The following is a 16,961-nucleotide window of genomic DNA, read 5'->3' as shown; positions in this document are numbered from 1 at the left end:
TCTTTTTTAGTGAACGCATCAGAAATTTTCCGCCAGCACCTGATCAATGATATGTAATACGCCGTTATTGGTTAGCACGTTAGGTTTCACTACCTGTGCGGGTTGCAGATTCCCGGCTCCCTGTATAGTAATCGTATAGTCGTTACCGGAGTTCTGCAGGTTCACAGTAGTAGCACTGCTATTAAGCATATTCTGCAGGGATTGATTGGAGTTGTCGGTGCTCAATACATAGTCGTATACAAAGCGACGGTTGGCCAGCATATGAAACTGCAGCATATTACGCAGCACCGCCGGACTTGTTTGTGCAATACTGTCGGTGGTAAGAAAGCCTGCTGCAATAAATGCTGTGTTGTTGGGGGCAAACACGGTCAGCGGTCCATCTCCTTTCAACAGATCTTTCAATCCTGCCTGTTGCAAGGCGGCATTGAAATAAGTCAGCGAAGGCTCTGCTGCAATGGCATCGCTCAGTTTATCCTGGGTCAGCGGGTTCAGCACAGTGTTGATCACCTGGATCAAACCATTGCTGGCCGGCAGGTTCTGGGCGGTTACCCTTGTACCGTTGATAGTAATTACCGTATCCTGATTATGTACCCAGTGAGTAATGAATAACTGCGCACCGGAAGAAGTGACCACCGGCTGGTTAAACCGGAACGGCAGCTTATCCAGTTGCCATAATCCTTTCAGGGTATGATATTTCACCATGTTCACCAATACGGCGCCTTTCTCTTTTGCCACGTCCTGGTCAGTATTATAGCCTGCTTTCTGAAATGCGTTATTATCCGGTATCAGCACTGTAAACGGTCCATTATCCAATAACGTTGTATTGAAATTCGTCACCGTCAGTGCCGTATTGAAATTGGAGAAATTGAACTTATTATCCTCGATGACATACAGGAGCTTATTACTGTCCTGGCTGGAACCCGAAGGCTTATTATCGTCTTTCTTACAGGAAAACAATAAGAGCATCGACGCAAAAAACAAAATATTCTTCTTCATCTTACTATATGCTTTTATGTATGAGGCTTATGGCATGAACAATCCGTCGTCGATCACATGTATAACACCATTGCGGAGCAACAGGTCAGTGGTTACCAGCTTGCGGGCCGGGAGTGCTGAACCGGTTTGTTTTACCATGATGGCGCCATTACTGCTGGTGAAATTGAGCCTGATAAACTGAGGCCCTTCGTGATATTGCGAACCCGGACTAATCTGAAACCCTGACAGGGAGGGATTGTCTGTCAGATCATTCGAAAAGAGCACCAACGGGTAATTCACCCGCATTCCTCCGTTATAATCCAGGTGGTTGGCAGAAAGTACGGTGTCCATCGACGTGGTCGGGTACACGTAGTAATTGTTATTGTCATAATGTGCCCAATCTACCGGGTACAACAGTGCTCGTTGACGGATATCATCAACGGTTTTAAAACCACTTTGCTGAAAGGCCCTGTTGGTGGGCGCAAACAGCGTAAACGAACGATGATCGGAGGTAGTTTGCAGCAACCTTGTCAGTTGCGGGTTTGCCCAGGAAGTCTTGTAAATACTATCGTTAATCCGGACTGATTCCATAAAGTAAAAGAAATCAGGGTTACTGCCCAGGTACTCATACATATCCTGCTCCGGTTTCTTCAATACTTCATCCAGTATGTAAATTGTTCCGTTAGTAGCCTCCAGCGCGTTGAGCGGATGTGGTTTCCCGTTTACCATCAGCTTGCCGCCATGAAGCCCCAGGTATTGATAATAGATAAAAGGATTGTTACTGTAATACCCGGGATAGTCTATACGTCTCAGCAGCGACTTCATGTTGTTACTCCCATTCAGTTGCTTCAACTGAATGCCTGATAACCAGGTATCCAACACATGGTAAAGCAGCAGCGTATCCAGTTGTTCTACCGGTATACTGTTCACTTTATCAGCAGTGATGCCCGCCTTTGTAAAAGCATCGTCCGAAGGCGCCAGCAGGGTATAAGCCTGGTATCCTCCTGCATCAATCACGGAATCCATGTTTACCTTCTTCCATATCGCTTTGTAAATAGTAAGATTGGTACTATCCAGCAGTTTCCTGATCAGCAATGACGGACCGCTGTACTCGATAGGCTTACCTACCGGTGTTACCTGCGCATCTTTCAGCCGGCACGCAGAAAGGAAAAGGATCGATAACGTAAACGTATATATGAAATATTTTCTCTTCATCATTTCCGGTTTTTACTTGATTAAAAGTGAATCAGGATAAAGCAGGATATTGTTGAGGTGGTTTATCACACCGTTTGTGACCATGATATCCTGCCCTTTTGCACCATCAGCAATAGTAACGGTGTTCGGACCGTGATATCCCCATTGACCATTGGGAGCCCATAAAGTGAATGAGAAGCCAGGGTTCATGGTATAACCGCTACCCAGATTCAGTTTCTCACTGTAGGCACCTATTACCCCGAAATCACCCATCAGGATATGGTGTGGTTTCAAACCCAGCGTATAAATATTAAATGCCAGTGGGTTGTAACGGCTTACATCCAGTTTGTTAATACTGTCGGCGGTGAGGTTGTAATTCAGGAAAGCTGCATTGACCGGTGCGTAAATGGTAAAAGGCCCGGCTGTTTTCAGCGTATCCCATTGATTGGTTTTCTTCAGCAGCACTACGAAAAGGGAAAGGCTCGTATCTGCTGCCAGGAAGTCCTGGGTACTTTGCTCCCGATACTTTGGTACTGCCTTCATGATATGTATTACCCCGTTCTTCATGGCCAGATTCCGCTTGGGTGCATCATATATCCAGCTACCATTGAATGTAACAGGAAATGCATCGGGGTTAGTACCAATCACACCTACGGATAAATAGCATTGCATACCACCGAGGCAGGGATACCGGCTATCCAGCTGTGTAGGTAAATTGGCGATGTATAAGCGATCCTTTATCACCAGATTCTTCAGGCTGGTACGAAGACTGTCGGCATTCATCCCATTAAAGTCTTCCGGCTTCATAATACCAATATTGTTAAACGCGGTATTATCCGGCGCCCACAGGGTGAATGGCCCTTCCGCATTCAGACTGTCAAGGAAACCTGTTTTCTGTAATGCAGCGTTGAGCAGGCTGAGATCATAGTTATTGCGAACGAAGTCACCAACCGAGCGTATATCACTGGTGTGGTTATCTTCTGTAACATCTATTTTTTTACAGGCGCCCGCCAGCAACATTAACAGCGTTATATAAAAAATGAAATTTCTTCTCATGGTTGAATTATTTATAGATTGGCGGATCATAGCGGCGTTGCAGCGTAGTGATATACATATTGCCGTTCACATACTCTACGGTATTGATAGTGGCAAATGACCGTGGGTTATATATACCGGAATAAACGGTGATAACCATTCCTGTACGCACGTCGCCTCCCAGGTTAAATACTGCTACCGGTGCTTCAGGTCCAAGCGCAAACGAAGTATAAGAACCTTTAGCGGTGCCAGACTGTAAGCCCTGATCCGGCGGAGTTCCAGGGCTCAGGATATTAAACAGCTGACCAGCGGTGCCTGCATAAATGTGACTGGCGGTTGAATCAGGAAAAAGCGGGAAGCTGTTGTAAGGATGCACTACCGGATCCTGGGATCTGACTATACCTCCTGTGAAAACATTCGTAAATCCCGGGATAGCCCTTCCTTTAGCGTACAGCGAATAAAAAATATTCATGGTGTCCCTGATACAAACGTTGCCGCTGTTTTCGTCAAATACGTAAGTTTGCGCATACCCTTCCGAACTAAGATTGTAGAAATTGGTATATACCAAAGAATCTGATAGCGGTATTTTGGTGAACAGCTCCTTGCGAAGATAGACGCCTGTTTCACGGGTACGCACCGATTTCTCCAGGATGTTCATGGTATAAATCTCACCCTGATCCAGGTTAACAGTGGTATCTGCCAATACCTTTTTTCTTGCGCTCACCGGCAATGTGTAAAACGGATCGCTACTGCGCGGCCGGGCCATAAACAGAAACCGGTGCTTTCCGCTTTTAACCATTCCGTAACCAGAGAGGTCGTATCCGTTTACAATAGGCCCCACCGGTATCTTTGCCGTACCCGGGAATTCTTTCTGCCATAATGCAGTATTACCTGCATCCGGATATGGCCTCGCCAGCGGTCCTCTTGTTGCCAGAAAATCGAATGTTACATCAGCGCCTACCGGTACCCCCGAAGCATCCAGCTGAGGATCTATCAACATAGTCATAAAGGGTTGCGGAGCATCTTTATTGTCGATTGATACGTTATAGGTCAGGCAGTTGAATACCCTGAGGTAAGCCGGCGAGCTGACATCGGGGAAATCCGTTTTACGGCAGCCGGCCATCAATAAACCAACGACGGCTATATATCCCCAAATAATATTCCGTTTGTTTTTATATACACACTTCATAATAGTCGTTATTGATTATGCTTGATGATGATCATTTTCGCTGGCGCATCACCCGGGTTCTTAGGATGTAAGCTGCCTGTCAGCGCTACGGTATACACGCCTGTTTCGAATGCAGGTATGTTACCGTTATATAACTCCGGACGGGCAACGAAATCCGTACCCTTCAGCTGCGGTACTTCCCTGATCCAATCGCCGGGCAAAATGCCTGGTTTTGAAGCATACGCCATCAGTCTATTGATCCCCAGCAGCACGCCAAAGAGAATATATGGCTGATCAGTAACTACATATCCCCTTCCCAGATGCTGACTTCCGGTGCCGCTAAAGGTCAGGTACCCCGAAAGCAGCGCGCCGTTGGCTTCTGTAAATGTCAATTCAGGAACATCGGTGGAGAGATTCAGGAAACGTACTTTGAATGGCATCGAAACGGTGTATTGATCGTTGCTGCCATCGTCGCCTTTATTATTGCCGATGTAGAAATTACCACTGAGATTATTCGCCACCACCTTTAATACAGGCTGGCCGTTCTCGTCAGGATATGCCCACGCAGTGTAGTTGTCGCTGCCATTAATAGTGACCTGCTGTTCTGCCAGTTTTTTACCGCTGGCGTCATTCAGGGTTACCGTATGTACACCATTCATCAGAATTTTGTAGGCAGATGCTTTTGCATAAGCTAATCCAGCTTCGCTCAACGGAGCATTATCCACGTTTATTGAAACAGCTGTACCTGGTATAGCGTTCGCAGCCTGCAAACGGCCATAGGTGATATTCAGCGATTCCTTGTTATCAGCAATGACTCTGTAGCTGTTCAGTGCAATCGGAGTAGAAGTGGAACCTCCCGGGCTTGCATAGGCGAACGACATGTTAGCACTTACCAGGATGGTATATACTCCACCGGGTTGAAAAGCACGTATAGGCGCATACGTTAACCTGGTATCAATTATCGGATTGTTACCAATTGTCATGGATCCGGTAGTCGGACTAACATCCGGAGTTTGTTCTTCTGAATTTACATTTGTTGCCGGCAGCACGCGTCCATCGTCCGTCATCACTTTAAACTGGTACGTTCCGTAAGGCAGCTCTATGTAATCAGAGTATTTACCCGGTACCACACTATTGGTAGCAGCGCTCACTTTCGTTCCATCTGCCAATACCAGCGTCATATTACCCTGCAGCGATGCGCCGTCAGGAGAAGAACTCAGGTTGAGCAAACGTATCCTGAAATGTTCAGGATTCGCCGGCGGTGACACTGAACGGGGAATGGCAAATAACGAATCGGTGCTCAGCACTTCTGTTCCTGTATGTGATCCATACAGCACGTTGTAAAAGTCAGTAGGATTATTTACATCTTCATGAATATCAAATTCCTTAGGATATATCATCGAAGGAGTGCCATAGATCATCTGACCGATTTTGATATGCGCCGTTCCATCCTGCCGGATAAATTTCTGAGGAATAGTATACGTTGATCCCATACGGCCGTTCTGGAAATAAATCGTAGGCCGGGCATCCGTAAAATATCCCTCTATATTAGGCTGTACAAGGCTGGTAAGCAACGTACCATTAATAGCCAGCTCGGTAGCCTTCCGCCCCATGTTCATCAACCTGACCGTAGATCCTGTCAGCGGCGGCATTTGCGGCTGCTCCTGGTACAGGTAGTCAGATTTACTTTTCTTACAGGCCCAAAGTCCTGAAAGCAGTAGTATTGCCAGAAAACATTTTACAGGTTGCATCATTTTCATTTTACTGTCAATCCCTTTAGAAAATATTATAATTCAGACCCAGCATAAACTCTGTGCCCTTGTAGTAACTGCGACGGATATACGTATTTCCATAATACTTACCTCCGGTGCCGGGGTTAGCATATACTTCTCTCCACGCAGGATTGAGTATGTTCTTCGCATAACCTTTCAGCTGCAGCCTTTTGGTGAGATACTGGCTGAATACGAAATCCAATACCGCCGCGGGTCTGCTGTACAGATCCGGTTCGCCGGTCAGGTTGATCTGTATCAGGCGTTCGCCTACTTCGTTGAAGGTAACCGTCATGTCTGTACGGGTACGCGGGTTGTTGTAGTTCAGGTATGCGTTGATGGAATAAGGCGCCTGTTCAAACAGCGGACTGTTGGAAGGTGCGCGGCGGTCTACTATACGTGAATCGTTTAGCCGTTCGGGTGATTTCTTGATTTCGCTCTGTGCCAGCAACAGGTTGGAACCGAGGAAGAAATTCTTCAGCGGATACCACAGGCGGCCCAGGTTCTTCACCACTTCCAGCTCTATACCGTATACCTGGCCTCTGTTCGGATCATTCTCAAAACGGATGGCAGGGAATTCCGGGAAACGGGCATCCAGGCCGGAAGAATTCTGTGAATACACTTTCGTCAGCTGATGATCGATCTGCTTATAAAAGGCAGAAGCAGCGAAGACCTCACCCGGGTTAGAGAACCATTCCCAGCGGAAATCGTAGTTGGTGGTTGATTGATTCACCAGCTTGGGATTACCTACTACCAGCGCAAACTGGAACGGATCAAATTCAAACACGTTGGTGATTTCACGCAGCTCCGGCCTTGCCAGCGTGGTGCTGTAACCCAGGCGGAAGTTCATGTTCTCCTGCAGGGTATAGGTAAGGTTCAGGGAATAATAGGGATTATAATCAGTTTTGTAAATTGAATTGGGTTGAGTAAATACCAGTTTCACCGTCTTCCCATCCTGATTAGGCGTGGTCAGCGATGGATCCAGGAAAACGCCGGAAGTATCTACTGCTGCCCGTATATCGGTCATCTCGAAACGAACCCCTCCTGTAACACGGAGATTGTCGAGCAGATGCAGATCGAGCATGCCATAGAAAGCACGGGTTTCGAAAGAGCCTTTATAATTGTTCGGCGATTTCTGTGCATTGTACAGGAAACCTCCGATAGCCGGCTGACCTTCTCCGGTAGCGCCGGAAGGTATTTTAACTCCTATCTGGTCGTAGCCTACAAGGTGATCCAGGTTACCATGAACGGTATACAATGCCTGGTTGCCGGTGGAAGAGAAATTAGAGCCGGGTAGCGACAATACATTCTCTGTAAACTTACGATCACGGAACAGGTAGTTCACCCCGCCCTTGAATTCCTGCTTCCTGCCCAGAAAGCGGAAAGGCAGTGTCAGATCGGCTTTATAGTTATAGTTGGTTTCTGTCAGGTTGCGGTAACGGCGGCCATTCGGATCGGCCTGGATGATACCATACGGACCGTATCCATTTACATACCCCGATACCAGGGAATAATATACCGGTGTGCCGGTAATGATGGTAGAATTAGGCAGGGTACCGGGCAACGTAATAGTACCTCCGCCTACCGGGCGGTATGCCGCCAGGTTTACGAAGCGGTAATCCGGATCTTCCTGGCTGGAAGTAGAGGTAGCTATATTATAACTCAACCTGGGAGAGTATTCACCTGCTATCAGCTTATGTTCCCCCTGTAGGTTAAAGGTATTGAGGGTACGATAGCTGCGTTTCAGTGAATACACAATGTTGGATACATCTCCGGATAAACCGGTATACTCATACGCACCGTACAGGTTAGTGGCCTGTACTTCCGCGCCACGGCTGCCCATATACTGCATGCTTATCTCGTGGCGAGGGTTGAAGCGGTAAGTGAGCCCTCCAAGAAAGCCATAGTTGAGTGTGGAGGTACCGGTATTTTCCTTATAGGAAATATACTTACCCAGGTTGATGTTATTAGGTGTAATGTAGTTAGGAATAATGCGGGAACTGTTTACCTGGTTGTTACCGGTAAGCACACCCTGGTAGATGCTCCACTGGGTCAGGTCGCCGCCGTGGATATCTGTAGAACGCTGATAGTAGTTCACACCGGCAATCACACCCAGTTTATGCCTGCGGAAAACATTGAAGCTATTTCCATAAGTAACGGAATAGATCTGGTTCATTTTAGCAGGAGCATAGCGTGTGGTCAGCACCGGATCAAAACCATGCATGATGTTATTGATACGGTTCACTTCCTGTTTGATCTGCGGATCATTTCCGCTATTGGCGATCATGGACTGTACCTGCGAAAATCCGCCCGGATACTGCTGGCCCAGGGCGATGAAATCGGACGATAACCCGGCGTTCTTCACCTTCTGGCCCAGGAATCCCGGATCTGCATTGTTGAAGCTGTTCACTTTTCCTCCCAATCCGATATTGGAATTAAACCCTGTCTGCGCCACGATGCTAAGCACCGCAGAATCAGGAACAGAACGGGTTTTCAGCTCAATAATACCCGCAGCCGCATCGGCCGGTTTATCGGGCGTATAGGTTTTATAGATGGTAATATTATCCAGCAAAGCTGCAGGCACCAGGTCGAGCGGAATGGCGCTGCGATCCGGATCAGAGGAGGCAAGACGTACGCCGTTCAGCTGACCAATTACGCTACGGTCGCCTAAACCGCGGATAGCCACGTACTTGTCGTCTGTGATGGTTACGCCCGACACACGTTGCAGTGCCTGGGTAGTAGTAATACTGGCCGTTTTTTCGATATTGGCAGCGGAAATGGCGTCCTGCACAATCGCAGAAGCTTTTCTTTCTGCCAGTACGGAGGCTTCTGTATTGGTTTTGCGGCGCGCCTGTACCTGTACCTCGTTCAGCTGGGTACGGGAGGGTTTCAGTGCAATCTGCAAACTGGCAGTACCGGCCGCTACCTTCAGTTCCTGTTGCTGATAACCGATATAGGAAATCACCAGCACCGCCCCTTCTTCGGGGATATTGATGCTGAAATGACCTGTTCCGTCCGTTATAACACCAGTGCTATGGCCTTTTATACGGATTCCCACGCCCGGCAGCGGTGTGCCATTGGTTTTGTCTGTTACTACTCCCTTTACCGGCGGAGGTATAGCGCTTACGGGCACCACAGTGATCTTGTTTTCACCATATACCTGCGCCACCATTCCCGCCGGGGCAAGCAGTTTATCCAGTATCTCCAGCAGCGGCGCATCGTCCGCATGCAGGGATACATGTTTTAATTTATCTACCTTTTCATCATTAAAATAGATCCTGACACCGGATCTGGCGGATAACTGCTCCAGCGCCGTTCTGAGCGGCTGGCCGTTGAAATCGGCCGACATACGTATCCGCTCAACTGACTGGCCTTTGGAACTCACACTGGCCATCAGGTTAGTGACGGTTATTGAAAACACCAATACGTAAAAGGAGATACGCATAACCCATTTTAAATAAGCACAGGGTTTCCCCAGGAAAAAATTCATACTTTTACCTTGTTAATTAGTTAATCCTTCGGGTTAGTTAATGACAGCGACGCGATGATGCGGTTTCTCAGGCCTGGTATCATCAGCATCGCACCTTAAACCGGGTACGCTTGCGTCATCCGGTTTTTTTAGCATGGTTATGTAAATCTTTCTTCCATTATGTTGTTTTTAAATAGATCAGGAAATATTGATAATACCATCTGCCTGCTTTTTGAAGTGCAGACCATATACTTTGCTTAATATCTTCAGGATATCATTCAGCGACTGGGAATGATCAAATGTGCCGCTGATCTCCATATTTTTCAGCTGTGCTTTTCTAAAGGAAAAAGTGGCGCCGTAACGGTTCTGTAAGGATATCACCACTTCAGAGAGGAAATCTTTTTCGAAGCTCAGACTGCCCTCTTTCCATGACATCATGGCCTGGGCATGTACGCTTCTTACCTGTTGCGTGCCTGCATCTCCGTTTATGCGCAACTCCTGGTCAGCAGTCAGGAAGGCAACCCTGCTACTGTCGGTTGATTTAAAAACGGCCACCTTTCCGGATGCTACCGTTACTCTATAGCTACCGGGAGCGGCATATGAACGGATGCTGAAAGCGGTACCCAGCACCTGTGTGCGGTAACCACTACTTTCAATAATAAAGGGGTGTTGGGGATCCTGATGAATATCAAAATACGCTTCCCCCTGCAGGTATACTGTCCTGTTGTCTGTGAATTGCTCGGGATAGCGCAGATGACTGTTGGCATTCAGCCATACTACCGAACTATCGGTTAATACGATTTTGGAAAGCTGCCCTTCCTGCGTGCGCAAATCCAGCATCCGGGCCACCGGTTTGCGTGTCTGTATTCTCGATTTATACAACCATCCGCCACCTGTTACAAGTGCAGCCGAAATAACGGAAGCGGCTATACGCCATCTCATATTGCGCGATGAACGTATTGGTATTATCTGCTGTTGCTGCTGCTCATACAACTTCACATTTTCTTCTACAGTGGTAAAGATCCTTTCGCCCAGTTGCCGGCGTGCGGCACTGCTGCGTTGTTCTTCATTCTCCGGAGCCGGCGTATGCAACTGGTCGAACCAGCTATTCAGCCACGCTTCTTCTTCCGGTGTAGCATTGCCGGTAAGATACTTTTCTATGAGCCTGTTTAATTTGTTCTCGTCCTGCATGAAAATATGATTGTATGAACAGCAAGCAAAAGCAGTTTTGTTTACTTACATCAATCATACTTACCGCAAGTCTTCCTTTACACCTACTCGTGGCTACGTTAAATTAATGTTACCTGTGAATCGATAACAGGATCAGGAGGGTAATATAGTCTTTCAGGTTGCCTCTCATTATCTTGAGGGCCTTTACGAGGTGATTATTCACCGTTTTCGGGGAAATATTCAGGGTTTCAGCAATCTGCCGGGTATTAAATCCCTGTATACGACTCAGGGTAAATACTTCCCTGCATTTATCAGGTAATTCACTGATACGTTGTTGCACCAGGGCATTCAGCTCATTAAAGGAAAGCTGCTCTGTGGTATTATTGGTTTCCTCCTGCATAGGGGCGTGCTGAAGGTATTTATGGTGCGATACCTGTCTCCGGTAAGCATTCAATATACGGTTCTTTGTAACTCCATATAACCAGGCCCCCACCGGCTTGCCGGGGTCCAGGTCGGCTTTCTGCACCCATAGCGCTACGAATACCTCCTGTGTAATTTCTTCCGCCAGTTCTCTCACGCCCAGTTTATAGTAGGCAAGGTCGTACTGCTTTTCCCAATAGAAATCATACAGGTCGCGGAAAGCCCTTTCATCGCCCTGCCGCAACTTTTCTACCAGTAAAAATTCATCCGGAAGTCCACCATTTTCGATATCCATATGATCAAATTCGCTCCAAAAGTAATTCGCACGAAGTAAGATCGAATATAAAATAATTGTTAAGACATCGATTGTTATGCCCCCATTTGCTTTCGCTAGATTTGGGAATTGGGGAAAGACAGGCGTTTCGCCCTGATCATTTTCTAAGATACGATGTCCTGCCCAAACTGCAGGATATAGCCGTTGTTAATAGCCACCTCATCCTTCATCAGAGAAGGATATTACTACGTTCAGATGCCAGCTATTCCGTTTTCAGACTTTTAACAGGATTCGTCAAAGCAGCACTGATTGCCTTATACCCTACGCTCAGCCAAACGACCACTACTGATAACAGGATGGCATATACGAAAATATCCCAGCCCAGCGGAATACGATACTGAAAACCCAGCAGCCAGTGATGCATCAGGTAATAACCCAGCGGCGCTGCTATCAGGAAAGAGACACCAATCAACAGGGTAAACTCTTTCGAAAACAGGTAAACGATATGCTGCACGGATGCCCCGAGTACTTTCCGTATCCCTACTTCTTTCGTTTTCTGCACCACTAAAAAAGATACCAGGCCATACATGCCCATACAGGAGATGAAGATCGCCAGCAGTGTAAAAATCCGGAACAGCTTTCCTGTTATCACCTCTGCATTATAAAAGCGCCCCACCATTTCATCGAAGAAAACAGGTTCAAATATATGGGCAGGCAGATTAGCCGTATACAATTTCCGCAACCCTTCCATCGCACTTTCCATGCGCGCAGGATCCAGTTTTATAGCGAGCATATTAAGTTCATTTCCCCTGGAAGTAATCAGCATAGGATGTACGGCCTCTTTCAATGAAGCATTGTTATAATCCCTGAGCACCCCTACTACAGGTATAAGCGGCCAGCTGGTATCGCCCAACCGGATACGCTTTCCGATGATGGTTACAGGATCATTGAAACCCAGTACCTTCGCGGTTTTCTCATTGACCACCACTTCTGTTTTAGCCGTATCGGTGAGACGCGGAAATCGGCCCGCAGCCAGTTTCAGTTGAAAAGTGTTAAGATAATCCGAATCTGCATTCCAGTAGGAAACCTCAAAATCTTCCGGATGTGTATTATTCCCGAATGTCAGATAACTTGATCGTTGCCAGTCTATTGATGGTGGGTTATCACATTGTGTTACCGATAATACTCCGGGCACCTGCTTCATTTCGTTTTTAAGGTACCTGTATACGGAAGTACCTTCTGCTCTCCAGGGCAGATCCAGTAATACGATGGCTTTCCGGTCGAAGCCCATTGGCTGCTCCCTGAAAAACTTCGTTTGCCGGTTCACCACCAGCGTTCCTATAATCAATAATTGCGCAATCACGAACTGGGCAACAATTAAACTCCGGCGGAGCGAAATACCGCCTGCCGCCCTTGATTGCAACTTATTCTTCATCGCTGCAACAGGATTAAATCCTGAAAGAATCAGCCCCGGATAAGCCCCTGCCAGGAATGTAGTGAGTATACCCAGTAACAACAAAAACAGCAGCGTACTACCATCCAGCATCCGGATGGCTACCGGCTTACTCAGCAGCTGTTTCAGCGAAGGCAATGCCAGCTCCGCCAGCACACAACCCAGTATCATCGCCAGCAGTACCAATAAAGCTGTTTCTGCAAGAAAACGTATAAACAGCTGCGAACGGCTGCTGCCCAGGGTTTTACGTACGCCCACTTCCTTCGCACGGGTAAGGGATTGTACGGTGGATAAGTTGATGAAGTTGATACAGGCCACTGCCAGCAGGAACAGGCCAATCAGCCCCATCGCCCACAATTCTTTGTACGACCAGCCCTCCCCGCCATAACGGGCAAACTTAGCATCGAAATGCATATCCCTCAACGATTGAAAATAGCTGGAGTCGCGTGTACTGGAATTCGCGAACAAGGGCGTATAATGCCGGGCCACAAAATCAGGCAGCCGGGCTTCCATTGACGCGATGGTCTGATGCTTGCCCAACAGGAAAAAACATTGAGAAGAAGTAGTAAAACTATCCCAGCTTCTGGGATCTGTCAGCTCACGCGCCCAGCGGTCGCGTACAGTAGCATAGGACAAAACCAGCTGTAGCGAAATATCCGTATTTGCCGGCGGATCACTCATGATCCCCGTGATACGGTATGGCTGCCGGCCATCGCCTTCCAGGATCACTTTCCCCATTGCATCCTCCCAACGGCCAAACCATCTCTCAGCCAGCGAACGGGATATAGCTGCCGTGAACGGATCGTGCAACGCGGCGCCGGGACTGCCGGCTATCCAGGGGAAATCGAATATTTCAAACAGCTCCGGCTCTGCAAAATATACATCTGCAACACGGAATTTCTTTTCTTCAACACCCGCTTGTCCTGCCACTGCAAACTGCATCCTCCGCTCCCTGAATACCGCCGATACTTTCTCCGCCTGCGGAAACTCCTGCCTCAACGCAGCCGGCAAAGGCCGCGGTGCACAACCATCATACTCTACATGCCCGTTGCGAAAGGTTTCTGTAGATACTACCCGGTAAATCCGGTCGCTTTTACTATGAAAGGTATCTATACTCAACTCATGACGGATCAACACAAATATCAGCAGACTGGCCGCAAAACCGACTGCCAGCCCTGTCACATTCAGTACAGTAAACATCTTCCTGTTCCTCAGGCTACGTATAATTGTTTTCAGATGGATCATGCCTATACGAATTAAAAATAATCTGCTACCTCAAAAATGAAGCAAAAAGTACAATCTGTTGATTTGCAGCAGGTAATTATTATAGCCCGGGGATTATTTGTTCATTTACGAACATATCGTCGTTCCTATCCGAACGGGGCACAAACTATTCAACTTATCTACACAGCAAAAAAAGTGACTACTCCTCTCCCATCCTGATCTGCCTGATACTTTTTCCGTAGTACTTCTTCAACATACGATTCAAATGGCTGCTATCAGTAAAGCCCAGATCCATGGCTATCTCCAGCACGGGTAACTGCGTGTACCTGGCCCGGGAAACGGCTACATTCAGCCGGGCTTTTAACAGAAAATCCTGAAATGGCTCTCCAGCATTACGCCTGAAATATTCGCTGAAATAAGTGGTGGATATATGAAACATGCGCGCCAGAAAAGCAACAGTCACTTTTTCCGGATCCGTCAGATGCAGCTGTATAAAATTCAACAGCCCTGCAAATTTATAATCGCTGAAAACCCTTTCCTGCGAAGCTTTCCGTTGCACGCTGGCAGATATTATATCCAATATGGCGGCCAGCACACTTTGCACAACAGCCACTGCGGTAGCAGCCCCTTTCTCATGCTCCAGCTGTATTGCTTCCAGCAGCTTTATTACCTGTTGCTTTTCACGCGGATCGGTCAACAGTTCGCCGGGATGATGCGGATGATGACTCAGTATGAAATTCAGTTGTCCGAACCATTGGCTGTAGTCAATATCAAATCGGCTGGCCGGCAGGAAATAGCTGCCGGCAAAACGGATAAAGAGAAATGTGGAAGGTTGCCCGATAATATATTTGTAACACCTCGCCGCCGGCAACAAGTGAAGCGCTTCTTTACTGAACGGGCGCAACTCGTGATTGACACTTTGCATTCCCCCGCCTTCCAGCACATACACCAGCTCAAAGAAGTTATTCGTTCTGCTTCTCTCCTCCCATTCGGTATATGTCACCGTTTCAATGGCAAACAAGCCCTGTAAGAAATCCATGCAGCAAATGTAACGAATCCGCCGACGCTGTATCCCCGATCCAATGAGGTTACTGTTTTCTCCTTTCAGCGTACCATTGATGGAGGATCCGAAAGCGGATCTTTGTGTGGCAAAAATACTTGTCATGAATTATAAAGCAATTTCGAAAGATGTGATTGGTCATATGTATCAGGCACACAATAGTCTGAGGAAGTCCGGTCTGGATGAGCAGCTCATTGCACTGGTAGAATTACGGGTATCACAACTCAACGGCTGCGCCTATTGCTGTCGTTTTCATGCCGGCGAACTACGCGCCTGGGGCGTGGATGCTGCACTGCTGGATCAATTGCCCGGCTGGAAACTGGCGGCGGGCTTTACGGAGCGGCAACAACTGGCATTGCAATGGGCGGATGCACTAACGCTGATGGAGGGCGATCTTCCTGCTACCCGCAGGCAACTGGAATCGGTTTTTACAGAAAAGGAACTGGTAGATCTTACAGCCAGCATCTCACTGATGAATGCACTGAACCGCCTGCGCATTACACTGGGCGATCACGATTATTAAAGCACATCCAGTTTTCGCTGAATAGTTTGTTTATCTGCCTGCGTCTGCGCCAGCGCGAGGGCTTTCTGAAAATGCTCCGCTGCTTTGGCGGTATCCACGCTGGTATACAACTCTCCCAGCAACACGAAATAATAATGATTTTGTTCGAGCTTCAGTTTCTCTGCTTCGCGGATGCCGGTTTCGGGGCCATATACCCGTGCCAGCGCGTAGGTTCTGTTCAATGCTGCCACCGGCGAATAGATCAGCTGCAATAATTGGTTATATAGCTGTAGTATCTGCGCCCACTTTTCCGGAGTATCCTGCTTCTGTGTATTCCACCAGGCAATCATGGCTTCCAGGTGATACCTCGAAAGCTGGTTCCCCTGCGATGCCTGATGCAGGTACCAGGCACCACGACTGATCAGCTCTTCATTCCACAGGCGCTCGTCCTGATCGGCATAGAGAATGATTTCTCCACTGCTGTCTTTTCTGGCAGGAAACCGGGAAGCATGAAAACACATGAGCGACAGCAACGCATTCACTGCCGGCAGGTTCGTGGAGGGGTTTTCCGTTAGCAAATGTGTTAAGCGTATCGCTTCAAGGCAAAGATCTTCACGAAGTACGACATCGTCACTTTCTGAGTAGTAGCCTTCATTGAAGAGCAGGTAAAGCGTCGTTAGTACCGCATCGAGCCGGGTATTGATGCCGGCACTGCCGGGCATCTCCATTTGTACCTGCTCTTCCCGGAGCTTTTCCCGGGCACGGAACAAACGCTTGTTGATGGTTTCTTTATTAGTCAGAAATGCGTTGGCGATTTCAGTGATGCCAAACCCGCAGAGTATGCGGAGGGCCAGCCCTACCTGGGCTTCTTTCGAGATAGCAGGATGACAAACTGCAAACAACATCTGCAACTGGCTGTCGTTGATATACTGATCGGACCAGTCGATCGTAATAGCTGCTTCATCTGCGCCATTGGATTTTACCTGCGCGGCAATCTTTCCGTCGAAAAGATGTTGCCGCTGCAGGTAATTTTTTGCTTTGTTCTTTGCCACCAGGTAAAGCCACGCAACAGGTTGCTCCGGAATGCCTTTGTAGGGCCATGTTTCCATGGCTGCCAGAAATGTTTCACTGGCTATATCTTCCGCCATTCCCAGTTTATCTAAGCCAAATGTTTTGCAAAGTACCGCTGTGATCTTGCGGAATTCGGTCCGGAACAAACGGGGAATCAGTTCCTGGTGCTGCATATCC

General features: G+C 47.8%; 12 protein-coding genes. 1 reads left to right on the top strand and 11 read right to left on the bottom strand.

Annotated elements, in window-relative coordinates; genetic code table 11:
- Positions 1 to 18 precede the first annotated feature (18 nt).
- From UNH61_RS07275 to UNH61_RS07230, 10 genes are all read right to left on the bottom strand, one after another.
- Complete coding sequence (locus UNH61_RS07275) at positions 19 to 996, bottom strand: fasciclin domain-containing protein (protein ID WP_326991477.1); 978 nt, start codon at positions 994 to 996, stop codon at positions 19 to 21.
- Between the two features lie 27 nt (positions 997 to 1,023).
- Positions 1,024 to 2,193, bottom strand: a complete 1,170-nt coding sequence (locus tag UNH61_RS07270) for a fasciclin domain-containing protein (protein WP_326991476.1) — start codon at positions 2,191 to 2,193, stop codon at positions 1,024 to 1,026.
- Between the two features lie 9 nt (positions 2,194 to 2,202).
- A complete protein-coding gene (locus UNH61_RS07265; RefSeq protein WP_326991475.1) occupies positions 2,203 to 3,225 on the bottom strand; it encodes a fasciclin domain-containing protein in 1,023 nt (340 codons plus the stop codon).
- 7 nt (positions 3,226 to 3,232) lie between these two features.
- Positions 3,233 to 4,393, bottom strand: coding sequence for a hypothetical protein (locus tag UNH61_RS07260; RefSeq protein WP_326991474.1), 1,161 nt, complete (start codon positions 4,391 to 4,393; stop codon positions 3,233 to 3,235).
- 8 nt (positions 4,394 to 4,401) lie between these two features.
- A complete protein-coding gene (locus tag UNH61_RS07255) occupies positions 4,402 to 6,123 on the bottom strand; it encodes a hypothetical protein (RefSeq protein ID WP_326991473.1) in 1,722 nt (573 codons plus the stop codon).
- A 25-nt stretch (positions 6,124 to 6,148) separates the two neighbouring features.
- The gene (locus UNH61_RS07250; RefSeq protein ID WP_326991472.1) at positions 6,149 to 9,586 is read right to left on the bottom strand and encodes a TonB-dependent receptor; all 3,438 of its coding nucleotides are present in this window, start codon (positions 9,584 to 9,586) and stop codon (positions 6,149 to 6,151) included.
- Between the two features lie 222 nt (positions 9,587 to 9,808).
- Entirely contained in the window at positions 9,809 to 10,801 is a 993-nt protein-coding gene (locus UNH61_RS07245; RefSeq protein WP_326991471.1) for a FecR domain-containing protein, read from the bottom strand.
- Between the two features lie 109 nt (positions 10,802 to 10,910).
- Positions 10,911 to 11,495, bottom strand: coding sequence for an RNA polymerase sigma-70 factor (locus UNH61_RS07240; protein ID WP_326991470.1), 585 nt, complete (start codon positions 11,493 to 11,495; stop codon positions 10,911 to 10,913).
- Positions 11,496 to 11,736: 241 nt separating this feature from the next.
- Positions 11,737 to 14,172, bottom strand: a complete 2,436-nt coding sequence (locus UNH61_RS07235) for an ABC transporter permease (RefSeq protein WP_326991469.1) — start codon at positions 14,170 to 14,172, stop codon at positions 11,737 to 11,739.
- Positions 14,173 to 14,350: 178 nt separating this feature from the next.
- Positions 14,351 to 15,316 carry an AraC family transcriptional regulator gene (locus UNH61_RS07230; RefSeq protein WP_326991468.1) on the bottom strand — a complete coding sequence of 322 codons (966 nt, stop codon included), beginning with the start codon at positions 15,314 to 15,316 and terminating at the stop codon, positions 14,351 to 14,353.
- Between UNH61_RS07230 and UNH61_RS07225 the strand changes: the two genes are divergently transcribed.
- Complete coding sequence (locus tag UNH61_RS07225; protein WP_326991467.1) at positions 15,315 to 15,734, top strand: carboxymuconolactone decarboxylase family protein; 420 nt, start codon at positions 15,315 to 15,317, stop codon at positions 15,732 to 15,734. The two genes, UNH61_RS07230 and UNH61_RS07225, sit on opposite strands and share 2 nt — an antisense overlap.
- On the opposite strand, the gene UNH61_RS07220 is transcribed toward UNH61_RS07225, so the two are convergent.
- A complete protein-coding gene (locus UNH61_RS07220) occupies positions 15,731 to 16,957 on the bottom strand; it encodes a DUF6596 domain-containing protein (RefSeq protein ID WP_326991466.1) in 1,227 nt (408 codons plus the stop codon). The two genes, UNH61_RS07225 and UNH61_RS07220, sit on opposite strands and share 4 nt — an antisense overlap.
- Positions 16,958 to 16,961: the final 4 nt, after the last annotated feature.

The sequence above is a fragment of the Chitinophaga sp. 180180018-3 genome, from assembly GCF_037893185.1.
Taxonomy (GTDB): Bacteria; Bacteroidota; Bacteroidia; order Chitinophagales; family Chitinophagaceae; genus Chitinophaga.
This window is presented reverse-complemented; position numbering and strand designations above follow the sequence as displayed.